Below are 24,545 nucleotides of genomic sequence, written 5' to 3' on the forward strand. Positions count from 1 at the left end.
CAATCGCCGTTACGGAGTCACCACGCCAAACCACATTTCAAACTGGTCAAATACCGACATCAATTCATTGAATTTAACTTGGTCATTCACCTTAAAGCTACCGTGCTTAATCTCATTTTCCAGTTTTGATTGTTTGGTGATCATTTTCTCAAATGCTTGGCGGGTCAACGTAATGGTCAAATCAGCCTGCTCAAACTGCATGTCTGAATAAGACTTCAGTACCGAGTTGCTTAAATCTAATGCGTACTTGCCGTCCCCTTTCACCTCAATATTAACTTTCATATTAAGATGTTTTGCGACTTCCGGCTTTACGGTCACGCCAAGGTATTTTAAGAACTGATCAAACGGCATGTTCTTCGCAATGGCTGCGGTATTTGGCGTCGCGACTGGCTTAATGCCTTCACGTAACTCTTTCGCACCACCAAGGTAATAATTGCGCCAAGGACCAGACTCGGCTTGATAACCTAATTGCTCCATTGCATCGGCTTCTAGGTAACGAGCATCCATATTCTCTGGGTTCGCAAACGTCACATTGTTCAATAGTGTCACCGCCCAACGATATTCGCCTTTTTCAATGGCCTCTTTGGCAAGATCGACGACTTTGTCTTCACCACCCATGGCTTCAACATACTTGGTCCCTTGTTCTGTCGGCGTTAGCGGGTTGAGGTTTGCAGGGTTACCATCCCACCACGCGCCAAAGTAGTAGTCGTATGTGGCTCGCGCATTATGTGAAACCGTTCCGTAATAACCGCGGTTGTACCACTCTTTACCCAATGAGTCTGGTAATTGGATCGATGCCGAGATCTCGTTTGGCGTGTATCCCTTATTTGCTAAACGTAAGGTTTGGTCATGGACAAATTTGTACATATCCCGTGTTTTCGCTAGCTGATTCTTGATCCGCTCTTGACCAAAAGTCGGCCAGTGGTGAGAAGCAATCATGGTATCGGCTTCATCACCGTAAGTATGAAGTGCTTGATCCACATAAGTCGCCCAAGACGAAGCATCACGTGTTTTTGCTCCGCGCAACGTCGAGATGTTGTGTATGGTGTGCGTCATCACTTCCGCTGCCATCATCGTTTTGTACTGCGGAAAATAGAACATAAACTCTGAGGGTGCTTCTGACTCTTGAGCCATCATCACTTCAAGTTTCACGCCATCTACCGTCATCTCCTGACCTGTGATGTTAGCGATGTGTGTCGGTTTCACAATGCCCGGCGACCCAGAAGAAGTCGTTTTGCCCAAACCACCGTCAACTTGCCCTGTCGCACTCGCTTCCAGCAAATTACCATACATATATGAGGCACGACGTGACATGGTATTACCGGCCATTAAGTTTTCTGCAATGGAATGAGAGAAGAAACCTTCTGGCGCAAGAATATCAACTTTTCCGGCATCGATGTCTGCTTGTGTCGTCACCCCGAGAATGCCACCAAAATGGTCCACATGAGAGTGGGTGAAGATAACCCCAGTAACAGGCAAATCTTCAACATGGTCACGAAGCAGCTTTAAGCCCGCTGCAGCTGTTTCTGGCGAGATAAGTGGGTCAATCACAATCCACCCCTTGTCACCACGGATGAATGACATCACTGACAGATCAAAGCCCCGAACTTGATACACTCCGTCTTTCACCTGAAATAAGCCATCAATATTATTGAGCTTCGCCTGACGTAAAAGTGATGGGTTGATGGTCGCGGTATCTTCATCTTGATCGATAAAGTTATACTTGGTGAAGTCCCAAATAACGTTGCCATTACTATCTTTAATCGTATCTTCAGGCCAAGTCGCAATGAACCCTCGTGAAGCATCTTTAAAGTCTTGTTGATTGGCAAAATCTAGATAGTGTTCGAGCTGTTTGTTCTTCTCAAGAGTAAACACCGACGCGTCTTTTGGCGAAGCATCCGTAGTTGCGTAAGTCAAAGCCGGTGTCAACGCAGACACCATGACCAAAGCTAAAACTGATTTTTTGAATAACATAAGTCACCTCTCTCATAAGGAGCGAACACACATTGTTCGTCGATGAAAAGAGGATACTGATGCTGGATTAAACGATCGATGGCTTGAAATTTAAATGTGGATTTAGTTTTATTTAATCCAAAGGTAAATTATTACGTTATTGATCGTAATTTGAGGTCACTTGAATCAGACTTTCACGAAGCCATTGGTGGCCTTTGTCGTTGTGCTGCGATTGATGCCACGTCATATAGACGGGCAACTTACGTAATTCAAATGGCAGAGGCAACGTCTTCAAATTTACTGCCACCGACATCTGTTGCGCATGCCACTCACTGGTAACACAAAGCCAATCCGTTTGGGCTGCCATCATCAAAGCAGTGCACATTGAGCTTGTCTTATAGGCAATATCGCGTTTCGGTAGATCATCGGAAGAAAGGGACTCGAGGATTGCTTTGTTTTGCCGCTCGGTTTGCCAAAGTAAATGCCGTTCAGCAAAGAATTGTTGGTAACTCACCTCACGATTAATCCGGGGATGAGTCTTACAACAAGCCACAACCAAAGGCAATTCAAATATTAAATGATTATGGTAACCATATTCTTCAAACGGCACGGTCGCTAACACCAAATCCACTTTACGCATTCGCAAGTCTGCTTGGCGAGCCACTTCGTTTACGTGCTCGACGTCTGCAGATAATTTTACGTTAGGCGCATACTGATCACGATAAGCAATTAACGGTGGCAAAATCATCAAGTCTAAGTCTTTATGGCTTGATAAACGGAAGGTTCGTTGGCTTTGCTCAGGGATAAACGCATGACGAGATTGTGCGCCATTTAGCAATAAGTTGAGCGGTTCTTGGATCTCTGCATGCAGCTCAATAGCCACCGTTGTCGGGGCGATTCCTCTTCCTTGACGGATAAAAAGTGGGTCTTGATACTGCTCTCTTAACCGATTTAACGCATGACTAACCGCTGGAGCAGTAATACCTAACGCTTCAGCGGCTTCATTTACGCTTCGCGTTTTCATCACGACATCAAATGTCTTCAGTAAGTTTAAATCCATCACTCTTCTCATCGCAAAAAGCATTCTGCAATGTAGCATTATGCGATGAGGAGATCACGGCTCAATAACAGCTGACAAATTTAAATGGCTTCGATTAACTCCGGAAGAATGTCAAACAAGTCACCGACTAGGCCATAGTCTGCTACTTGAAATATTGGGGCATCCGGATCGCTGTTGATTGCGACAATCACTTTTGAATCTTTCATCCCCGCCAAGTGTTGGATCGCGCCTGAAATACCCACAGCAATATAGAGTTCTGGGGCAACAATTTTTCCCGTCTGACCAACTTGCAAGTCGTTGGAGACAAACCCTGCATCGACCGCAGCACGAGATGCCCCAATGGCTCCACCTAATTTGTCTGCCAACTGCTCCACCATTGCAAAGTTTTCTTTGCTGCCAAGCCCTCGCCCCCCTGACACCACCACTTTGGCCGCTGGTAACTCAGGTCGTTCACTGGCAACTTTTTCTTGCGAGACTAACGTTGAAAGTGCATTTGGAAAAACGGGGTCCAGTCGCTGGATAGCACACACAGGGCTACCAGTGATCTTTTCTGCATCAAACGCAGAGCTTCTCACCGTAATTACTTTAATCACATCATTCGATTGCACCTGAGCAAGCGCATTTCCTGCATAAATCGGCCTTACCACCGTATCGGGGGATTCGATAGCAATCACATCTGATAGCTGACCCACATCCAGCATTGCTGCGACTCTTGGTAGCAAGTTCTTCCCTGTGGTGGTTGCCGCCGCCAAGATATGAGAATAGGTTTTGCCAAGTTCACTGACTAATTGCGATAGGTTTTCAGCAAGTTGAGGTTGGTAAACTTCATTCTCAACGAGCAGAACCTGACTGATCCCCTCGATTTGACTCGCTTGCTTGGCGACATTTTCGCAATCAAAACCAATAACCAGCAGGCATACATCAAAGCCAATTTGTTTGGCAGCATTCAGAGTACACAAAGTGTCCGTGGATAACGTTTGATGATCATGTTCAGCGACAACAAGCACCGCTTGATTTATCTCTTCCATGTCCCCTCCTACTCGATGACTTTGGCTTCATGTTTCAGCTTATCAACCAGCTCAGTAACCGTGGCGACACGCTCTCCCGCTTTTCGCTGTGGTGGTAACATGACTTGCAACACACGTTGCCTGACACTAATGTCCACCCCTAAGCTTTCTGCTGCAATCACATCCAATGGTTTTCGTTTTGCCTTCATAATATTTGGAAGCGATGCATACCTAGGTTCATTTAAACGAAGATCCGTACTGATCACCACAGGTAGCTGCAACTTCACTGTTTCTAACCCGCCATCGATTTCTCGTGTCACCAAGACGGATTCACCTTCAACCGTTACTTTGGATGCAAAGGTGCCTTGAGGTCGCTGTGCAATCGCCGCAAGCATTTGAGCCACTTGATTATTATCGCTGTCTATCGACTGCTTACCCAGAATGACTAAAGTCGCTTGCTCTTGCTGCATCACCGCATGCAATAACTTGGCGACGGCTAAAGGCTCAAGTGGCGATGAGGTTTCGACGTGAATCGCTCTATCCGCCCCCAGAGCGAGAGCCGATCGAAGCTGTTCTTGGCAAGCAGTTTCACCAATAGACACCACGATCACTTCCTCTGCCGCGCCTGATTCTTTCAGGCGAATCGCCTCTTCCACTGCGATTTCACAAAAAGGATTCATCGCCATTTTGACGTTGTTTGTTTCAACACCGGAGCCATCACTCTTAACTCTCACTTTAACGTAAGGATCGATGACTCGTTTTATCGCAACCAGAATTTTCACAGAGCCCCCTCATGTAAGAACCACCACAGTTAAAATAATGCATTGATTTAAAAGATTATTTGTCTATCTCACGCTTGGTTTACTTCAATATAACGGCATAAATTGCGCGTGTTTAATCCTATTAAAGAGCTTAGTAAAGTTTACGTTTACGTCAACTGGACTATATTTAATAGCAACTCATGTGTTGATGGATACGCGCACTATGGAAAGAGAAGTCATGGAATTTGACGTTGTTATTGTCGGAGCTGGCCCAGCTGGTCTGGCAGCCGCCTGTAAGCTCGCTCAACTTAGCCATAATATGCAGCAAGAAATAAATATTTGCGTTGTAGAGAAAGGCGCTGACGTTGGTGCGCATATTCTTTCCGGAGCTTTGCTTGAAACCACCGCTTTAGATGAACTATTTCCTGATTGGCAAGCAATGGGCGCGCCTGTTAATACCCATGTCACCGATGACCAATTGCTTTACTTAACGTCTGCAAATAATCATATCGCTCTTCCCGAACTTCTTACCCCAAAACCCATGCATAATACGCACGACAACTATGTCATTAGCTTAGCCAATCTTTGTCGCTGGTTGGCTCAACAGGCGGAAGCGCTAGGTGTGGCGATCTTTCCCGGCTTTCCTGCTGCAAACATCAAATATGACGACCATGGCCATGTCACTGGTGTAATAACCCAAGATATGGGGCTCGATAAACAAGGACAACCAAAAGATAATTTTGAACCAGGAATTGAACTCAAAGCGAAATACACCCTTTTCTCAGAAGGCGCTCGCGGCCATCTGGGCAAACAACTCATTAAACGATTTGAGCTCAACAAAGGAAAACAGCCACAGCATTACGCTCTTGGTATCAAAGAGATCTGGCAACTACCGGAAGCGCATCCGAAATTTCAACAAGGGCTCGCATTACATACCGCAGGATGGCCATTGAGCGAGACAAATTCGACCGGCGGTGGCTTTGTTTACCACAGTGAAAACAACCAAATCGTGGTTGGGTTAATCACGGACTTAAACTACCAAAATCCATATTTAAGTCCATTTGACGAGTTTCAACGATACAAGCATCACCCAGCAATCAGACCTTTTCTCGAAGGGGGTGAGCGCATCGCATATGGCGCAAGAGCGATCGCCAAAGGCGGACTGCATGCACTGCCCAAACAGCAGTTTCCCGGCGGTGTATTGATTGGTTGTGATGCAGGCACCTTGAATGCAGCTAAAATCAAAGGCACTCATACCGCGATGAAATCCGGAATGCTGGCTGCCGAAGCCGTATTCGCTGAGCTAACCGCTGGAAATGCGTTAACAGAACCGGATTATCAATCTTTATTTCAGGCATCATGGCTATACCAAGAGCTATTAGAAGGTCGGAACTTTAGCGCGGCACAACATCGATTCGGTAGTGTTCTTGGGGGAATGCTCTCGACGTTTGAGCACAATATTTGGATGAAACTTACGGGTAAGATTGCACCTTGGCATCTTGATGACCCATGTCCTGATTACGTCAACCTAAAACACGCTTCACAGTGTCATCCCATCACCTATCAAAAACCTGATGGCAAGATTAGTTTTGATAAAAGCTCTTCTCTGTATTTATCCGGCACGCAACATGAAGAAAACCAGCCGTGTCACTTGGTTTTATCCAGCCAAAGCATACCCATTAACAATCATCTAGTGATGTTCGAAGAGCCGGCACAGCGTTACTGCCCTGCTGGCGTCTATGAAATTGTGTCTGTCGAGGGGGCGAACAAGCTTCAAATCAATGCGGCAAACTGCCTACATTGCAAGACTTGTGACATTAAAGATCCATCGCAAAACATTACATGGCGAACACCAGAAGGTGGCGGAGGGCCGGGATACGGGAACATGTAAATTGTGCCACTTCCTAAACAACAATATCTGCCCCCGCTTAGTCCATGACCCACCCATTTAAAATAGAGCATTCGGGCCATGGTAAATCCATTTAGCTTATTCCAGATTCAGAACATTGCTCATGTCTTCAATCATCAATTCTGTCGCGGTTACACCTCCCATCGCGATATACCATGCAAAGAAATTAAGACTTCGAACATGCCCATTTTGAAATGCGCGAGTTTGTTTGACTAAATCATTGTTAAAGGATTCTATCGTACGGGTTGATTTCCGGTTGCTTAACTTGTCTCGGTCAAGAATAAAAAGATACTCCGGGTTCACTTCTCGTATAAACTCGAAAGAGATCAGATCGCCATGAGTACTTTCTTTTAACTCTTGTTCAACCGCTGCTACAAAACCAAAATCAACATAAATTGATGCAACAATGGATTGGGTGGAAAACGCAGTCACATTGTCACCAGCGCCCATAACGGTCAGCGCCTTTTTAGGATGTTTCTTATTATGTTCTCGGATCTTTTTAAACTTAGCATCTAACCTTGTAATGGTATTTTCGACTTTATCTGAAACATCAAACAACTGACCAATATGACGCCATTGTTTTTGCGTACTTTCCCAGTATCCGTCTTTTAGATCTGGAGTTAATATTATCGTAGGTGCTATATCCGAAAGTTCGTCATACTTAGGCGCAGATCGAGGTCCAGCAAGAATAACATCAGGTTTCACCGTGAAGATTTTTTCAAAATCCGGTTCAAATAGTGTTCCCGCTGATACATAAGGAGCCTGAGAATATTTCTTTAAATAATCAGGCTGATAATCGAAATTAACGGCAACAGGATCGATACCAAAATAATCAAGCATGTCTAACACACCAGCTCCAATAACAACCACGTGTCTCGGATTTTTGGCAACAGTAGTCGTCCCCATTTCATGCTCTATAGTAACTGGCGTGGCGTGGACCCCTGATGAAAAAATAACAAATATGATGAGCGACTTGAACAGAGTTTTCATGTTATGTCCTCTAAACACCGGACGCAGTTAAGAACGTCCAGTGTTTTGATTAAGTTAAAAGAAGAATTCTACTGAAGCACCAATCATTCTTGGTGCCTGACGGAGTGGTTCGTCTATTGAGTTGGTATCGAAAATCTCAGTAACATTGTCTTCGTCAAACATATTCTGAACAAAGATATTCGCTCGTCCCTGGCTAAACAGATAGGATAACTGTGCATTTGCAACCCAGTATGGGTCAATTTTGATAACATCACTGTTTGCTAAATCAGAGTAATAAGCGCCCGTGTAGCTGGCATTAAACGAGGCTTCAAAGTCCTCTGAAAATGCATACAGTGCTCCTACGTTACCTGACAATGCGGGCGCACGGGGTAACTCTTTGCTTTCTCCCCCTTCTATTGCCGACTGTTTGTAATCCGTCTTGAGTAGACCAAGAGCGGCAAATAGCTCTAGATCATAGGTTGCCATCCAGCTTATACCCAACTCAGCGCCGTAAGTTTGTGCATGGTCTAGGTTCTGCACCTGAACATACCCATCCGGTAGATATTGCTGGATTTGCATACCGTCATAATCGTTAAAAAATACGTTCGATGTCAGCACCACATTTCCACCTGCAAGGCTATGGCGCGTGTAAAATTCATAGTTCCAGACAAATTCTTTATCAAAAGCATAAGGCTTCATTGGCGCGCGTGCAAAACGGTTAAAGCTTAGACCCGCACCTCCACTGTTGTAACCTTTACCGATTTTGAAACCAATTGTTTGATCGTTCTTTGGTTTATAAGCGATATCCAATTTCGGCAGGAAAACAGAGATTGAATCATCATAATCGAGGTTAAACAAAGGCATAACATTCGCACTACGTTTTTTGTTTTCTTTTTCAAAACGCCCAGCGACTGTTAGATCAAATACTGGTGATATACTGTAGGTCGCTTCGGCAAAAACAGAAATGGTATCGCTCTCCCCTGCCATCGGATAACCTTGCAGGGTAGATGTGTATTCATCGTCTTGTTTACTGGTGAAGTATCGTGCTCCAAATAACGCACTTAGAATATCATCACTGGCGTTGTATCGAACTATCGGCTCAACTGAGAACTCATCTCCTTTTGTAATAAAATCTGCACGATAACCTAAAGGATTAGTAGTCCGCTCATATTCGTATTCCGTAACAATCAAGTTGTTTTCAAACACAAATTCATCATTTATTTGCCAATCAAGCACCCAAATTCCACTGGTCGCTTTCGTTTCATAAACTGGTCGTTCTTTTGGAAAATAAAGACCAATTTCGTTTTCACTTTGCGGGGAGCGAGTATCCATATGCTCAACGGTCAACACGGTTTTCATTCCTTGAAGCCGAGCAGGCTCGAACAACAATTTTGCACGAGCTGTTGTCATTTCAACTCTTCGACTGTCTCCTGCAGGTTCATATGTTGCCAAAGGGAGATCAGTTCGACGTTTTTGCTGGTCTACGCTCAACCGAAACGCTAGCTGGTCCTCGACGATTGGCGCATTAAACATCGCAGCAGTTTGTGAGTAATCATGCTCTCCGTATCCCCCTTTAACACTACTCTCAAAGTGATGTTCAGGATCTTTTGATTTTATTACGATCGCACCTGCAGAGGCATTGCGCCCTTGCACGTAGCTTTGAGGGCCCAAGTGAACTTCGACCTGTTCTATATCCCACAATGATCGAGGACCAAAAGCAATTTCTGAATAAGTTAGTGATCGACCATCAATTGAAAGATTGAGACGTGGTGCTGTTCCAGCGAAACTTGCAAGACCTCCCACGGAAGGACCCGAACCATCAGCACCACGAATAGAAGGTAAACTGTTGCTTTGGCCAACATCAACCAAGTTTGGGGTGAGCTGTAACAAGTCATCAAGTTCTGTTGCATTTGGTGTCGAACGAATGGTCTCTTCGTCATACACACGGACACTAGAACTGGTTTCGTAAATAGTTCGAGCAACTTTCTCACCAATAACAGTAATGACCTCAGTCTGATCTTTTGAGTTGTCTTGAACCTGCTCTGAAGCCATAGCAGATGTTCCAATAACGACACTTACGGTACTTATCGTTAATAATGTTTTTGATGCAAGTATGCTGGTAGTTAAAGTCTGCACTTCAGATTGGCTGAAATTCGCCATGATTAATCTCCATATTAACAACTGAAATGTAAGGGCTAAATAAACCGAACAGGAAACCCTAAACTATTGAATATTTGTTGTTTTTTATTCGACTCACTGTATAGCATGTGAATTTATATAAACGCAATCAATAAGCAATCTCATTATCAATAAGGTGTGTAAATATTTATCTACGAATTTAAGGTCGGAAGGTGTAAAGGTGGGAAGGATAGTAAAGAGCCCCGAGTTAATGGTTTACAAAATGGAGCGCCGCTACTGAAAGTGTTGTCAGAAACGACGCTTAAAATGTTAGAGCTTTTTAATCACATCAACATCTACTGACTTTTCATTCCATTCGGAATCCACTTCGCCAAACAATTGTACTTTGTCTTGAGGTGTAACTTCTTGACCAGCCCACTTATCGTGATCGATTTCCACTTCCATTTCACCAGTCGCATCCCGGAACAAGTAGCGTTCATCACCTAAGCTTTTCACAATGCTACCTGTCAACTCAACGGCACTGTCATCCCTAGCTTCACTGGCAGCTTGAACGGTATTAATTCTTTCACTACCGGGGCCAGAAAAACCACCTGCGGGCTGAGTAATTGTTTCTGTGGATGCGTTTGCCATTGCAGACGCAATAAGAGTTATCGAAACCAACAGCAGTTTTTTCATAATGAATCCTTAATCATTGTTTATAGATTTACTTCAGGAACAGCCGACTTAGTCATCTTCGGCTTCAATTTCTTGCGCGATGTACTGACCATTTACTTGAGTAACTTCTGCTTCTACTCGTCTTGCTGGCAAAGTGGCAAATGAAAGTCCATCGTCATAGCGCGTATTGTTATTAACAAAAATGGTATGCTCAGCGTTAACTGTGCGGATCACAAAGCTATGGTCGAGTTGGTTTGTACTCTGCACGACGCCTTCTAAGTCCGACTCACTGTCACCCCAGTCCCCATTACCGATCTCGTCATCAAATTCAACTTCGGTTGCTACAATACGCGAGCCATTTTTCGAGGTAGAGACTTCAACGCGCACTCCTGGTTTGAGAGCAGCTTTCGACCCATCTTCAAAGCGGGTTTGGCTCGTGATCTCAATGTGTCCGCGATAATTAAGCTCAAAAGAATTGCTGTTATTCGCAACCCAAGTGACAAGCCCTTCGATTTCAGCATCATCATCTATACCCTCAAGATCTTCGACTTCAACCTTGGTTGCGGTAAAACTTGCACCGTTCAGTGAACCCGACACCTCAACCCACAAGCCATTTTGCAGTTGAGCATTGTCCTCGACGAAGGCGTTGGAGTAATCAATATTCAACGCAGCGCCTAAATCAAAATTAGTATCGGTTAAGTTATTGATAACCCCTTCGACTTCGACGATCCCAACCAAATCCGCATCATCAAACTTGACGACGGATAATACGTGGTACCCGGCATTTGCAGTGGGTAATGAAGACACCATCACCCAATCTCCATTACTTATCTCTGAAGAGAGCTGAGTGAAACTGAGGGTAATACCATTGACTGTAAATGAACCGGCTCCACGATCGATATCGCTGATAAATCCCGTGATAGTGGGTTCAAGTTGAAGTTGGACATTATTCGCAGCAGTATTACGGCGAGCAGAAGTACCAGATCTGACTTCCACCAACATATTTGGTCGTAGTTCAGACAAAGGAACCGCTTGGCTAGCGTAAATCGCCTTGCTCACCGTGTAGTGGTGACCATTGACCGTGACCGTATCTCCAGAAATGGCCTCGATTGTACCGAGAACAGTCGATGGGTTTGCCTTAGCAGGTGCTGAATCACTGCTCTCTCCGCCTCCACACCCGCCCAAAAATAGACCAATCATTGAAGCAATCACTACTTTTTTCATTTTTTACCTCGATTCCTGACGAACTTTTCTCATTCTCGGCGTATGGTATTGCCTCAAACGTGAAGCACTCGTGAAGAAAAGTGATAAGCCTATGAAAATTCTGATTGTCGATGACAGCCACAATGTGGCTGAAACCATCGCGGACTATCTTGAACTCGAAGGCATGACCATTGATTGCGCCTATCATGGTGAAGCCGCGATTCAGCTTGTCAAACAGCACCATTATGATGTCATCATCATGGATATCATGATGCCAAAAACCGATGGCATTTCAGCGGTAACAAAGCTTAGACAAGAACTCTATTGTGATACACCCGTTCTTTTTCTCACTGCAAAAGACGCCCTCGAAGATAAGGTTGCCGCATTCCAAGCTGGTGGGGACGATTACCTACTCAAACCATTTGCCATGCAAGAGCTTAGTCTCCGAGTACATGCTTTAGCGAACCGAGGCCCAAGGCAAGACGTTGGACAGTTGGCATTTGCTGATATTCGCATCGATATCAAGACCGACGAAGTCTTCCGTGATGACACTCCGATTAAGCTCAGCCGTCTTCAGTTGCGCATACTCAAAATTCTAATGCGCTACGCCCCTGCAATCGTCAGCCGTCAAGAGGTCATTGATTCCGTTTGGGGAGATGAATCACCGTCAAGCGACGCTTTACGCAGCCACATTTATGGCTTAAGAAGCGCCCTTGATAAAGGGTTTGAGCAATCAAGATTAGAGACCATTCATGGACAAGGCTACCGAATCAAAGCATAAAACATTTCCTAGTATTTACCGTAAGATCCGCAATAGCTTCGCTATCATGACCTTCGCCATGTTTAGTTTGTTTTGGTCGGTCATTTATGTCGCAGAAAATCAATTGGAGGTGATAAGTCTGCACCATTGGCTGGATACGGAAGCTAGTCGCTACATCGAAGAATACAAAACCTTAGGCGATAAAGCTGTGCTGCCCCATGAGGGAGAGTTTTCTACCTATTGGAGTAAACAACCTTTACCTAATTGGCTCCAACAGTTTCAGTCTCCGGGATTTTATGAATATTTGCTGGGTGAAGAAGACAAACACTTCATTGTCACACCTCACCCTTCTGGAGATGGATTAATGTATATCGTGTTTAAGGACGATGCCGATGACTACCTCGACGAATATGAGTTGAGTTTGCACAACTTTACTTTTTTGATGGGAGGGATTATTTCCTTAGTCATGATTGTCTATGGCTTCTACTTGGTACGTTCATTGTCTAAGCCATTGAACCACATCGAGGAAAAAATCACACAAATGCCGCCCGATCAGCCGACATTTAACGTCGAAACCGCTTTTGCTGAAACTCGCCATATCGAGCAAACGCTGCTCGACTCGAAAAATCACATTTCTGGATTCTTCCAGCGAGAAAAAGAGTTCAGCCGCTTTGCCTCTCATGAGCTTCGAACACCGATTATGGTCATCAAAGGCTCTTCTGATTTACTGGCTAAGATCCCTGAACAACCACCTATTGCTAATAAAGCGATTAAACGGCTATTACAAGCAAGTGACCAGATGCGTGTTCTGACAGAAGCCTTTTTGCTCTTGGGAAAAGAGGCCATCGAGCCTCATCACTTAACTGAACAAAACTTAGCACAAGCGCTAACCCAACAACTCGACGAAATGGCACCACTTTTTGCCAAGCAGAATTGTGGTTATTCGCTGCGCATTGATTCAACACACACCCTACTCGCACCAGAAAGTTTTGTAACAATTGTGATTAATAACCTAATAAAAAATGCATTTAGCTACAGCGTTGGGGACATAGAAATCAACCTAACCGATCATGAATTGGTGATCTGTAATCAACATGACGGAAACGAGACTTACAACGCAGGCTACGGCTGTGGCTTGGTGATTGTTCAACGGATCAGTGAACGCATGGGTTGGCAATTTGAAACCAGTGAACACCATCAATATTTCACTGCAAAAGTCCGATTCAACTGACCATTAGGAGCAAACAAACCGGTAAGTGAGATTGCATCTAACTTTTGCAATCTCACGTCTTTGCTTAATTATTTAATTCCACTTCATAAGCGATATATTGATCATTCACCAGATACACCTCTACTTCAATGGACTGACTCACTAAAGAACCAAAACTGAGCCCATCTTCGTAGCGTGTATTTTCATTAACGAAAATCGTAAGATCATTGCCATTAACGCGAATAATAAATGATTGAGAAGCATCATTTTCACTTTGCACAACGCCTTCAAACTCTATTTCGGCGTTTCCCCAACTTCCTGAATAATCATCATCTTCAAATTCTATTTCTGTTGCGATGAAAGCGTCGGCTTGACGGATAAACTCTACTTCAACCAATTTACCCACCGCTAAGTCACTTTGAGCGCCACCTTCAAACTCAGTGGAACTGTTTATTAGAAAATAACCGAGGTAATTTAGTTGAATTGACGAGAGATCATCAGCTACCCACGTGATCATACTTTCGATTTCAGCATCAGACGAAAAATCGTCAAAATCTTCTACTTCTACCGTTGTGGCATTAAAAAGTGAGCCACTAAATGTCCCGACTACTTCAACCCAGACACCATTTGCAAGCGAGTCACCTTCTAAAATAGAAGCATTACTATAATCTACCGTTACAAGGCCACCTATCGTAAAGGTTGATGACGTTAGATCGCTCACAACACCTTCAACTTCTGCCTGACCCAATAATTCCGAGTCATCAAATTTCACGACCGATAATACAATGTAACCACCGCTACCATCAGGAAATGCAGAAACCATTACCCAGTCCAAATTCTCTACTTCTGATGAAAGCCCGATGAAGGTGAGGGAGATACCATTCACCTTAAAGGAACCCGTCGAATAGTTGATCTCTGAAATAATGCCCGCAATGGTTGGTTCTAACTCTAAGTTAATGTGGTTACTGTAAGCCAACTCTCTTGTTTGCGTGCCAGAGCTTACAATCGCAATCATATCTTTACGGACATCAGATAAAGATAAGCTCGTTGCACCATAATTAACCGACGATACATCGTAAGCGTGACCATTGACGGTAATTTGGCTACCAGATATCGAATCGATAGTCCCATAAGCTGAAGATGGTATTGATTGAGTGTTGTTACTTTCACCACCGCCTCCTCCACATGCCATCATCATCAGGCACGTAAACATCACCAATAGACGACTCATCTTAATATCCCTCTTCATCAATGACGTACCAAGCTCTATAGCTTATCGAACAACGTTAATGATAAAATTATAGACAACCTTAATGAGCACTATGTGAAAAAACTCAGCGGATAAAGAACCTCATACTTCAACACTGAGTAAACTTATCGAACGGCATTTAACGTTACATCCTGATCCCACCATCGATCTCTAACACGCGGCCTGTCACATAATCATTTTCTAAGATGAATTTGACTGTATGAGCAATTTCGTTCGCTTCCCCCATTCGCCCTATCGGGATCATCTTTTCAAATCTCTCAATGGCTTCTGGCTTCATTTGTTGAGCCATGGCTGTATGAATTAACCCCGGCGCAATGGCCGCAGCACGAATGCCATATCGTGCAAGTTCCTTCGCCCATGTAGTGGCTAACGCCGCGACAGCAGCTTTTGATGCCGCATAATTGCTTTGTCCGATATTACCGGCACGAGAAACGCTGGAAATATTAATGATCACGCCCTTAGTGTGTGTTTCAATCATCTTAGCGGCGGCTTCACGTCCACACAAAAATGTACCGGTTAAGTTGACGTTAATAACGGAGTTAAACTGTTCCAACGACATTTTCGTTAATTGACCGTCTTTTGATTTGACCAACAAACCGTCACGTAAGATCCCTGCGTTGTTAACCAAACCATCAAGCTGCCCAAAGTCAGCCACAATATCGTCAAAAACCTGCACCACATCCGCTTCTTTGGTGATATCGAGTGAGTAACATAAGGCTTTGGTGCCCAGCATATTACACTGTTCTTGTGTGCTATGGAGCCCCTCTTCATTGACATCAATAAGCGCCAATTCAGCTCCTGCTTGAGCAAGTGTAATTGCCATCATTTGGCCTAATCCTTGCCCTGCTCCAGTAATCGCAATCACACTCTCTTTCAGTTCCATGTTACTTCTCCAATTAAGGCTTCGACTGTTGGCTGTAAAATTCAAACAAACTTGAAAAGTCTAGCTCTTCATTGCCATTCGCGTTATGAAATGCATATAAGTTTCTTGCCAGCGCCCCCATTGGAATAGAGGATTGGCTCTTAGATGCGGCTTCCAAGCTAAGACCAAGATCTTTTAGCATCAGTTTAGCCATAAAACCCGGTTGATACTGATTACTTGCCGGTGAATTTTCCATGATCCCCGGGCATGGGTTGTAAAGTTCCAATGCCCAGTTACGCCCTGAGCTCTGCAACATAATATTCGACAACACTTGAGGGTCGAGCCCATTATCAATACCCAGATTAAGCGCTTCACAAGTACCGGACATCAAAATTCCGAGCATCAGGTTATTGCAGATTTTACCCATCTGTCCGTCACCAGCCTTACCGGCGTGGAAGATGTTTTTACCCATATGGGTTAAAACCTGCTCAGCTTTAGTGAATGCAGTATCACTACCACCAACAATAAAGGTTAATGTGCCTGCCTTTGCGCCTGCTACACCACCAGAAACGGGTGCGTCGACAAACTCAATACCATGCTTTTCAGCCTCACTTGCTACTAACCTTGCGGAATCTGGGTCAATGGTTGATGAGTCAATCAAAAAGGTATTTTGTGCCACTAGCTTTAGTAGCCCCACACCACCACTATGATCGCCTAGATACACCGCGCGAACATGCTCGCCAGCCGGAAGCATAGTGATCACTACATCGGCTCCCGCAACCACTTCCTCGGCACTGCCTGCAACTTTTGCTCCCTGCGCAGCAACACTTTCCGTTGCCGCTGTATTGAGGTCAAACACTTGTACTTGCTTACCGGCAGCGAGTAAGTTTGCTGCCATGGGGCCCCCCATGTTACCGAGGCCAATAAAGGCAATTGTGTTCATTTGTTTCCCCCTATTCTGCTTCCTGCCCAAGATCTTTTAATGGATGCTCACCTTCCGGCCACAAAGAGGTGAAGAGCTCGTCAATCACCTTTTCATCAACCGTATTAACGCTATTAAACATCCAGTTAGGTTGACCATCTTTGTCTATGAGCCGCGCTCTAACGCCTTCTTGAAACTCGCCAAGCAGCGCACTTCTAACGGAAAGATTGAGCTCCACTTGAAAACACTCGGCCAATGATAATGTGTGACAGCAAGTAACCTGACGAAAGCATATATGAGCGGTAATCGCACTGCCTTCAGCTAAAGTATGTTTTGCCTGAGACAGCCATTTGCTGTCCCCCTTCAATGACAAAATTTGTTCGCACATCACACCAAGATCCTCACCTGAACAAATCTGCTTGATGGTTGGAAGATACAAAGTCATCTGACTGACTGGCATGTTGTCTCGAAACTGGCGTGATAAGGCTTCGATCACTTCGGTCACCGCAAGATGGGCATCCGCTTTCTTATTCCAATGCGTACCTTGCAGCGTTTTAATGAGATCTTCTTTTTGCTCGGACAATAAAAAATGATCAGCCATATTAATCGATAGCGCATCACAAGCATTTACTGATGCACCTGTTAAGCCCAAAAACAGCCCGACTCTTTCATCCAATTGATTAAGAAACCATGTACCGCCCACATCAGGGTAAAGACCAATGTTGATCTCTGGCATGGCTAAACGTGAGGCTGGAGTGACGATCTTATGGCTCGTTCCCATAAAAAGCCCCATTCCACCGCCCATAACGATGCCATCACCCCAACCAATAATGGGTTTAGAATAAGTATGAATGCGATAGTCACATTCGTATTCGACGGTAAAAAACTCGGTGCAGAAGTCTTGGGTTTCTTGCTTTGTTTTGTCTCGCATCACGTTGTGCATCGTCCGCACATCGCCACCAGCGCAAAATGCTCTTTCACCCGCACCTTGCATGAACACACAGACAAGATGCGCGTCATCTTCCCAAGCCTTTAGCTGCTCATTGAGCTGCTTGAGCATCGTCAGTGTTAGCGCGTTGAGTGATGTAGCGTTGTCGAGTGTCGCAATGCCAATTTTATGCTGACCATCACTACAATAACGTTCTTCAAAACTCACCCTATCGACCATAAAGCCTCCAACCTGATTTTCATTGGTTCTTCCATTGTGCTTTTCGTTTTTCTAGAAACGCTTGAACGCCTTCCTGCTGATCTTCGGTATCAAACAGGTTGATAAACAGTTCTCGCTCTTTCACCAACCCATGTGATAACGGCGCATTTCTTGTGTTTTGGATCAATGTTTTACAAGCAGCAACTGACGAAGGAGACTGATTAGATACCGAGCTGGCTAATGCAATTGCTGTCTCTAGCGACTGGCCTTTTGCCACAACTTCTTCCACCAAACCAATCTTGTACGCTTTTTCTGCACAAAGTTGCTCGCCACATAAAATGACCCGTTTGGCCCAACCTTCTCCCACCAACGCAGTGAGATTCTGCGTTCCTCCAGCACAAGGCAATAACCCGACTTTCGCTTCCGGTAGTGCCATCACCGCTTGCTCTTCGACAATACGAATATCACAAGCGAGTGCGACTTCAAGTCCACCGCCCATGGCGTAGCCGTTAATTGCGGCAATCGAGACGCCACGAAACGCAGACAGCGTTTCGAATGCTTCGCCAAAAATGCGCGACATCGTGACAGCAACTGACTTATCACCACTTGCAAACAAATTCAGGTCGGCCCCTGCTGAGAAAAATTTCTCACCTTGCCCCGTTAGGACTAAGGCATAGATGTTTCTATCTTTATTTAACGAAAGGATAAGCTGTTTTAATACCATGAGACTCTCTGCTGTCCAGGTATTCGCAGGAGGATTGTTCATGGTGATCACAGCAACATGACCTTCGATTCGAGACTCAATTGCAGCTATTTCAGACTGTGGCATCACTCACTCCTTGGTTAATGACGGCTGAACTTAAAGTAGCTCTGCACTTTCCTTTAATAATCGGCGGGCGATAATCAAGCGCATGATTTCATTAGTACCTTCCAGTATCTGATGCACCCGAACATCACGAAAATAGCGCTCCAGCGGATACTCTCGGATATATCCATAGCCCCCATGTAACTGCAGCGCCTGATCACACACTTTAAAACCCACATCAGTCGCAAAACGTTTTGCCATTGCACAATAAGCGGTCGCATCATTACTGCCTGCATCCAGCTTGCTGGCGGCGTAGCGAACTAATTGGCGCGCAGCCACCAACTCCGTGGCCATGTCTGCCAATCTAAATTGTAGTCCTTGAAAATCAGCCAATGGCTTGGCAAATTGTCTTCGTTCATGCAAGTATTGCTTAGTGTTATCTAGTGCTTGTTGCGCCGTTCCTAAAGAACAGGTTGCAATATTGATCCGCCCACCATCTAACCCTTTCATCGCGAAAGTAAATCCTTCGCCCTCTTGGCCTAAAAGGTGGCTGGCGGGAATGGAAACCTTGTCGAACGTGATCATTCGGGTGGGCTGGCTGTTCCAACCCATTTTAGGCTCTTTCCTGCCATAGCTAATCCCTTCTGCATCCGCTGGTACCACAAAGGCAGAGATACCTTTGGCTTTTTCGTCAGAAGTTCGCGCCATCACCACTAATATTTGGGTTTCACCTGCGCCGGAAATAAACGCTTTGCTGCCGTTTAGCACATAATAATCACCCATTCTTTTGGCCGTTGTTGTTAGCGAAGCGGCATCTGAGCCTGCATTGGGTTCCGTTAAACAGTAAGACCCTAAATACTCGCCAGTGACTAACTTCGGACAGTAGGTTTCTTGTACCTCTTTTGAACCAAACGACGCCACCATCCAACTCACCATATTGTGAATGGTCATAAAGGCTGTGGTTGAGGTACAACCCATCGCGAGTTGCTCAAAAATAATCGATGAATCCAAACGGCTCAGTCCAAGACCGCCTTGCGCTTCCGGTGTATAGAGGCTCATAAAACCTAACTCGCCTGCTTCGCGTAACACATCCACTGGGAAATGCTGTTTTTCATCCCATTCAGCGGCCATTGGCGCAAGCCGCTCCTGCGCAAACTGCCTTGCTGTATCGGCAAACGCTCTTTGATCTTCGTTTAACTCAAAATCCATTTCGCGCCCCTTTTAACGTCCACTTATTGATGGTCATAAACACGTACCCCGATGAATCAGCCACTATTTAAGCTGGATCGTTAAGTTTGGGCCTGTTGGAATATCATCATCGAACCATCGCGCCGTCACCGTTTTTGTTTCGGTATAAAAACGAACAGCTTGTTTCCCATAAGCGTGCAGATCGCCATAGAAACTGCCTCGCCAACCGGTAAAAGAAAAGAAAGGCAATGGAACCGGGATTGGCACATTGATCCCAACCTGACCCACTTGAATTTGGTGCTGGTATTTGCGTGCAGCAGCGCCGCACGCAGTAAAAATAGACGTCCCATTTCCATAAGGGTTGGCGTTGATCAGCGCAATCGCCTCTTCTAGGGTTTCAACTTCCATACACAGTAGAACTGGCCCAAAGATTTCTTCTTGGTAAACCGACATGTCGGTAGTCACACCGCTAAATAGCGTTGGACCAACCCAGTTCCCCTCAGGAAAACCATCAACACCGCACTGGCTTCCGTCCAATTCACATCGAGCACCCTGAGATTTCCCTTCCTCGATTAACCTTAATACGCGCAGCTTCGCTTGCTGACTAATCAAGGGGCCATAAGCAGCATTCTCATCATCCCAAGCACCGGGACGCATTTTTGCCATTTCATCGCGAAGTTCACCAATCCACGCCTTTGAACTGCCAACAAATACCGCCACCGAAATCGCCATACAGCGCTGACCCGCTGCACCGATGGATGAACCAACAAGGTTGTTGATGACCTGCTGCTTGTTCGCATCTGGCATCACAACCATATGATTTTTGGCTCCGGCAAAAGCTTGAACCCGTTTAAAGTGCCGCGTGGCCTCGGTGTAAATATACTGCGCCACAGCAACCGATCCGACAAACGACACAGTACGAACATCAGGATGTGACAGTAGGTAATCCACCTGCTCTTTGCGGCCATGCACAATTTGCAACACACCTTTCGGAGCACCTGCTTGCTCAAACAATTGCGCGAGCCGGATGGAGGTTAACGGTACTTGCTCAGAAGGCTTTAGGACAAAGGTGTTCCCAGCGGCGATGGCGATAGGAAACATCCAGAGTGGGATCATTGCAGGGAAGTTGAATGGTGTAATGCCGCAACAAACACCGAGTGGCTGGATCATCGAGTAACTATCAATATCCGTCGCCACATTCTCAACGGTTTCGCCCATCATATTGCTGGCGATATTGGCGGCTTGTTCCACCACCTCAATACCACGCCATACATCCCCTTTCGCATCGGCAATGATCTTACCAGTTTCTTGAGACAGCAACTCGGCCAGTTCATCGTGGTGCTCTTTTAACAATTGTTGGTAGCGCAGCATCAGCCTTGCGCGTACAGACACAGCAACTTCTTTCCACGTTTCAAAAACCTGAGCCGCATTCGCGACGGCCTCAGCCATTTCATCCTCGGTGGCACATGGCAACATAGCAATTTCTTGATTGGTTGCTGGGTTCGTAACTTCAATCCACGTTTCGGTGTTTGATTGACGAAACGCTCCCGCAATAAATAATGGCACTGGTTGTGACATAGTGTTGTCCTTATGCTTTCTGGCTATCACATGTGTATAGCCATTCAGGTTAAACCGGTATCTCGATTCCAATAGCGGTCGCTTCTCCGCCACCGATACAGAGTGATGCCACACCACGCATCACCTTTCTTTCACCATGATTCGATTCGGAATCCGCTTGTTGTAACTGCCGCAGCGCATGCGTTAACGTAACAATAATCCTTGCTCCGCTAGCACCAATAGGATGGCCTATCGCACATGCGCCACCTTTTACGTTCACCTTATCTTGAGAAATACCGAGCTGTTGAGTCGCAATTTGAGTCACAACCGCAAATGCCTCGTTGATTTCCCATAAGTCCACCTCATCCACTGCCCAATCAAGCTGTGACAAAAGCTGTTCAATGGCATAAACAGGCGCGATGGTAAATTCTGCAGGTTGGCGTGCATGTGAGGTATGACCGCGAATAATAGCGAGTGGAGACAAGCCATTGTTTTGCGCCTGTTCCGCCTGCATTACCACCAGTGCCGCTGCACCATCTGAAATTGCGCTTGAGTTGGCCGCAGTGACGGTACCATTGGCATCAAACGCTGGCCTAAGCATGGGAATTTTATTTGGGTTTATCGTGGTTGGGTGCTCATCAAAATCCAACACTTCTTCACGGTTGTCCCGCTTATTCAGAATAGTAATTGACATGATTTCATCATCAAAAAGCGATTGCTCCTGAGCATTTAACGTCCTCGTCAATGACGTTTTGGCCCAAGCATCCATCTGTTCACGTGTGTATTGGAATTTGTCGGCCGTGCTCTGAGCATAAACGCCCATAAGCTCGCCTTCGTAAGCATCTTGTAATCCATCCAGAAACATATGGTCAAAAGCCGTGCTGTGCCCCATTCGCATCCCTTTGCGACTGTCTTTAAGCAAATAAGGCGCATTGGTCATACTCTCCATTCCACCAGCCACAGCTGAACGAATGGTGCCCGCCTTGATCAAATCATAAGCCAGCATGACTGCCTTCATCCCGGAGCCACAAACTTTGTTGATGGTGGTACAGGCAACATGATCGCCCAACCCAGCCCCTAAAGCCGCTTGTCTTGCTGGCGCTTGGCCGATGCCGGCAGGAAGCACGCACCCCATGTACACTTCATCCACCAGCGAGCTCAAACATGCATCAGTAGCTAGCGCACCTTTAATCGCATACTGCCCCAGCTCTGGAGCTGAAAATTTCGCTAACTTTCCTTGAAAGCTACCAATTGGTGTTCGTTTTGCTGCAACAATCCAAATTTCATTTTCCATGACGTCTTCTCGGTATCCTCACTATTCGAAATGGCAGAAGAGAAAAAAGCGCATGAGCGTGAATTTCTTATCTATCGACCTACCAACAACCTATCCGGATTTCAAACTTGACGTTTACGTAAGCATAGCACTAACATTTACGTAAACGTCAACAAACAAACCGATAACACAGTTAGATTTAGAAAATGCCTTGTTAAATAAGCAGTTTTTTTGAAGCCAAATTAATTTACATGATTGGAGAACGTCATCAGGTGGAAACATTTAAGATCAGTGAACTTGCAAAAGAGTTTGATATCACAACCCGAAGCATTCGATTTTATGAAGATGTCGGCTTAATTCAGCCCGATCGCAAAGGGAAAATTCGTGTTTATCAGCGCCGGGACAAAGTGCGCCTTAAACTTATCTTACGCGGCAAAAGGTTGGGGTTTTCCCTTGCCGAAATCAAAGAACTGTTTGCGCTTTACGATACCCACCAGAGTGAAAATCAATTGATCAAAATGCTCAAGATCATTGATGAGAGACAAGCATTATTGCAGAGACAACTGGATGATATTCGCGTCGTAATGGATGAACTGAATACAGCAAAGCTGCGTTGTGAGGAAGCCTTAAAACGCACTGAGGTCAGCTAATTCAATTGAATGGTTCATTCATACGCTCTCGTCTACGCTGAGGAGAGATTATGAAGAGTCACTATAGCGCACTAAATTTTGGTCATGACGAAACCCTCAATTTACTGCGAGAACATGTGAATGCGTTTGCCGCAGAGCATATTGCGCCAATCGCAGCTGATATTGATCGAGACAACCAATTCCCCACCCCGCTATGGCAAAAGCTTGGGGAAATGGGGCTGCTCGGCATCACTGTCGATGAAACACTCGGCGGTGCGGGTATGGGGTATTTGGCTCACACCATCGCAATGGAAGAAATCAGCCGAGCCTCAGCCTCTGTTGGCCTAAGCTACGGTGCCCACTCCAATCTCTGCGTTAACCAAATCTTTCGTAACGGGAATTCTAATCAGCGCAAAAAATTCTTGCCCAGACTCATCGATGGAAGTCATGTCGGCGCACTGGCTATGAGTGAAGCTAATGCTGGCTCTGACGTGGTCAGTATGCAATTAAAAGCGGATTTGCACGGCGATCATTTTGTCCTTAACGGCAACAAAATGTGGATCACTAACGGCCCAGACGCAGATGTGTTAGTGGTGTACGCCAAAACCGATCCAGCGGCAGGTTCGCGTGGCATTACGGCTTTTATCATCGAGCGCAAATTTGCTGGATTTAATCATGCTCAGAAACTCGACAAACTGGGTATGCGGGGCTCAAACACCAGTGAGCTGGTTTTCGAAAACTGCAAAGTTCCTATAGACAATGTGCTTGGCCAAGTAAATCACGGTGTCGAAGTGCTTATGAGTGGGCTCGACTATGAGCGCGTCGTACTCGCAGGTGGCCCACTTGGGATCATGCAGGCATGCTTAGACTTGGTTGTGCCATATATTCATGATCGTAAACAGTTTGGCCAATCCATCGGCGAGTTTCAGTTAGTTCAAGCCAAACTTGCCGACATGTACACACGCACCAATGCTGCCAGAGCTTACGTTTATGCCGTTGCATCAGCCTGCGACCGCGGTGAAACCACACGCAAAGATGCCGCAGGAGCCATTCTCTATAGCGCTGAACTGGCCACCCAAATTGCACTCGATGCCATTCAACTTTTGGGCGGCAATGGTTATATCAATGAATTCCCTGCGGGCCGTCTTCTGCGTGACGCCAAATTGTATGAGATTGGTGCTGGTACTTCTGAAATACGGCGAATGTTGATCGGCCGAGAGCTGTTTGACGAGTCTCATTAATTCATTGGGTTACTGCCTTTATTGGA

At 45.5% G+C, this 24,545-nt stretch carries 21 protein-coding genes; 5 read left to right on the top strand and 16 right to left on the bottom strand.

What is annotated here, in order from left to right; translation table 11 throughout:
* Positions 1-9: 9 nt before the first annotated feature.
* From ACQEXS_RS14025 to ACQEXS_RS14040, 4 genes are all read right to left on the bottom strand, one after another.
* On the bottom strand, positions 10-1,941 hold the full coding sequence (locus tag ACQEXS_RS14025; protein ID WP_427014289.1) for an alkyl/aryl-sulfatase: 1,932 nt from the start codon (positions 1,939-1,941) through the stop codon (positions 10-12).
* Between the two features lie 169 nt (positions 1,942-2,110).
* Positions 2,111-3,013: a LysR family transcriptional regulator gene (locus ACQEXS_RS14030; RefSeq protein WP_427014237.1), complete on the bottom strand. Its 903-nt coding sequence runs from the start codon at positions 3,011-3,013 to the stop codon at positions 2,111-2,113.
* Between the two features lie 80 nt (positions 3,014-3,093).
* Positions 3,094-4,041, bottom strand: coding sequence for an electron transfer flavoprotein subunit alpha/FixB family protein (locus tag ACQEXS_RS14035; protein ID WP_427014238.1), 948 nt, complete (start codon positions 4,039-4,041; stop codon positions 3,094-3,096).
* An 8-nt stretch (positions 4,042-4,049) separates the two neighbouring features.
* Positions 4,050-4,802 (bottom strand): electron transfer flavoprotein subunit beta/FixA family protein, encoded by a 753-nt coding sequence (locus ACQEXS_RS14040; protein WP_427014239.1) that lies wholly within the window; start codon positions 4,800-4,802, stop codon positions 4,050-4,052.
* Positions 4,803-5,004: 202 nt separating this feature from the next.
* On the opposite strand from ACQEXS_RS14040, the gene ACQEXS_RS14045 reads away from it, so the two are divergent.
* On the top strand, positions 5,005-6,672 hold the full coding sequence (locus ACQEXS_RS14045) for a 4Fe-4S dicluster domain-containing protein (protein ID WP_427014240.1): 1,668 nt from the start codon (positions 5,005-5,007) through the stop codon (positions 6,670-6,672).
* Positions 6,673-6,768: 96 nt separating this feature from the next.
* Here the strand turns inward: ACQEXS_RS14045 and ACQEXS_RS14050 are convergent, their stop codons facing one another.
* The 4 genes from ACQEXS_RS14050 to ACQEXS_RS14065 all read right to left on the bottom strand — a co-directional run bounded on the left by ACQEXS_RS14050 (position 6,769) and on the right by ACQEXS_RS14065 (position 11,676).
* Complete coding sequence (locus ACQEXS_RS14050; RefSeq protein ID WP_427014241.1) at positions 6,769-7,680, bottom strand: siderophore ABC transporter substrate-binding protein; 912 nt, start codon at positions 7,678-7,680, stop codon at positions 6,769-6,771.
* 54 nt (positions 7,681-7,734) lie between these two features.
* Positions 7,735-9,819, bottom strand: coding sequence for a TonB-dependent receptor domain-containing protein (locus tag ACQEXS_RS14055; RefSeq protein WP_427014242.1), 2,085 nt, complete (start codon positions 9,817-9,819; stop codon positions 7,735-7,737).
* A 288-nt stretch (positions 9,820-10,107) separates the two neighbouring features.
* A complete protein-coding gene (locus ACQEXS_RS14060; protein WP_427014243.1) occupies positions 10,108-10,473 on the bottom strand; it encodes a YgiW/YdeI family stress tolerance OB fold protein in 366 nt (121 codons plus the stop codon).
* Between the two features lie 48 nt (positions 10,474-10,521).
* Positions 10,522-11,676 carry a DUF5666 domain-containing protein gene (locus ACQEXS_RS14065; RefSeq protein ID WP_427014244.1) on the bottom strand — a complete coding sequence of 385 codons (1,155 nt, stop codon included), beginning with the start codon at positions 11,674-11,676 and terminating at the stop codon, positions 10,522-10,524.
* A 91-nt stretch (positions 11,677-11,767) separates the two neighbouring features.
* On the opposite strand from ACQEXS_RS14065, the gene ACQEXS_RS14070 reads away from it, so the two are divergent.
* The gene (locus ACQEXS_RS14070) at positions 11,768-12,436 is read left to right on the top strand and encodes a response regulator transcription factor (RefSeq protein ID WP_427014245.1); all 669 of its coding nucleotides are present in this window, start codon (positions 11,768-11,770) and stop codon (positions 12,434-12,436) included.
* Complete coding sequence (locus ACQEXS_RS14075) at positions 12,408-13,646, top strand: sensor histidine kinase (RefSeq protein ID WP_427014246.1); 1,239 nt, start codon at positions 12,408-12,410, stop codon at positions 13,644-13,646. The genes ACQEXS_RS14070 and ACQEXS_RS14075 overlap by 29 nt, the downstream gene beginning before the upstream one ends.
* A gap of 64 nt (positions 13,647-13,710) precedes the next feature.
* Here ACQEXS_RS14075 and ACQEXS_RS14080 read toward each other — a convergent pair whose 3' ends face one another.
* From ACQEXS_RS14080 to ACQEXS_RS14115, 8 genes are all read right to left on the bottom strand, one after another.
* On the bottom strand, positions 13,711-14,856 hold the full coding sequence (locus ACQEXS_RS14080; protein WP_427014247.1) for a DUF5666 domain-containing protein: 1,146 nt from the start codon (positions 14,854-14,856) through the stop codon (positions 13,711-13,713).
* Between the two features lie 163 nt (positions 14,857-15,019).
* Complete coding sequence (locus tag ACQEXS_RS14085) at positions 15,020-15,778, bottom strand: SDR family oxidoreductase (RefSeq protein WP_367990059.1); 759 nt, start codon at positions 15,776-15,778, stop codon at positions 15,020-15,022.
* Between the two features lie 13 nt (positions 15,779-15,791).
* Complete coding sequence (gene mmsB / locus ACQEXS_RS14090; RefSeq protein ID WP_427014248.1) at positions 15,792-16,700, bottom strand: 3-hydroxyisobutyrate dehydrogenase; 909 nt, start codon at positions 16,698-16,700, stop codon at positions 15,792-15,794.
* 10 nt (positions 16,701-16,710) lie between these two features.
* Entirely contained in the window at positions 16,711-17,847 is a 1,137-nt protein-coding gene (locus ACQEXS_RS14095) for an enoyl-CoA hydratase/isomerase family protein (RefSeq protein WP_427014249.1), read from the bottom strand.
* Between the two features lie 19 nt (positions 17,848-17,866).
* Positions 17,867-18,655: an enoyl-CoA hydratase gene (locus ACQEXS_RS14100; protein ID WP_427014250.1), complete on the bottom strand. Its 789-nt coding sequence runs from the start codon at positions 18,653-18,655 to the stop codon at positions 17,867-17,869.
* 30 nt (positions 18,656-18,685) lie between these two features.
* Positions 18,686-19,840, bottom strand: a complete 1,155-nt coding sequence (locus tag ACQEXS_RS14105) for an acyl-CoA dehydrogenase family protein (RefSeq protein ID WP_427014251.1) — start codon at positions 19,838-19,840, stop codon at positions 18,686-18,688.
* A 63-nt stretch (positions 19,841-19,903) separates the two neighbouring features.
* Positions 19,904-21,397, bottom strand: a complete 1,494-nt coding sequence (locus ACQEXS_RS14110) for a CoA-acylating methylmalonate-semialdehyde dehydrogenase (protein WP_427014252.1) — start codon at positions 21,395-21,397, stop codon at positions 19,904-19,906.
* Between the two features lie 49 nt (positions 21,398-21,446).
* Positions 21,447-22,670, bottom strand: coding sequence for a thiolase family protein (locus ACQEXS_RS14115; RefSeq protein WP_427014253.1), 1,224 nt, complete (start codon positions 22,668-22,670; stop codon positions 21,447-21,449).
* Positions 22,671-22,921: 251 nt separating this feature from the next.
* On the opposite strand from ACQEXS_RS14115, the gene ACQEXS_RS14120 reads away from it, so the two are divergent.
* Together ACQEXS_RS14120 and ACQEXS_RS14125 are read left to right on the top strand one after the other, a co-directional pair.
* The gene (locus ACQEXS_RS14120) at positions 22,922-23,299 is read left to right on the top strand and encodes a MerR family transcriptional regulator (RefSeq protein ID WP_367990066.1); all 378 of its coding nucleotides are present in this window, start codon (positions 22,922-22,924) and stop codon (positions 23,297-23,299) included.
* Between the two features lie 50 nt (positions 23,300-23,349).
* Positions 23,350-24,519, top strand: a complete 1,170-nt coding sequence (locus ACQEXS_RS14125; RefSeq protein WP_427014254.1) for an isovaleryl-CoA dehydrogenase — start codon at positions 23,350-23,352, stop codon at positions 24,517-24,519.
* Positions 24,520-24,545: the final 26 nt, after the last annotated feature.

The sequence above is a fragment of the Vibrio sp. TRT 17S01 genome (assembly GCF_050113695.1).
Taxonomy (GTDB): Bacteria; Pseudomonadota; Gammaproteobacteria; order Enterobacterales; family Vibrionaceae; genus Vibrio.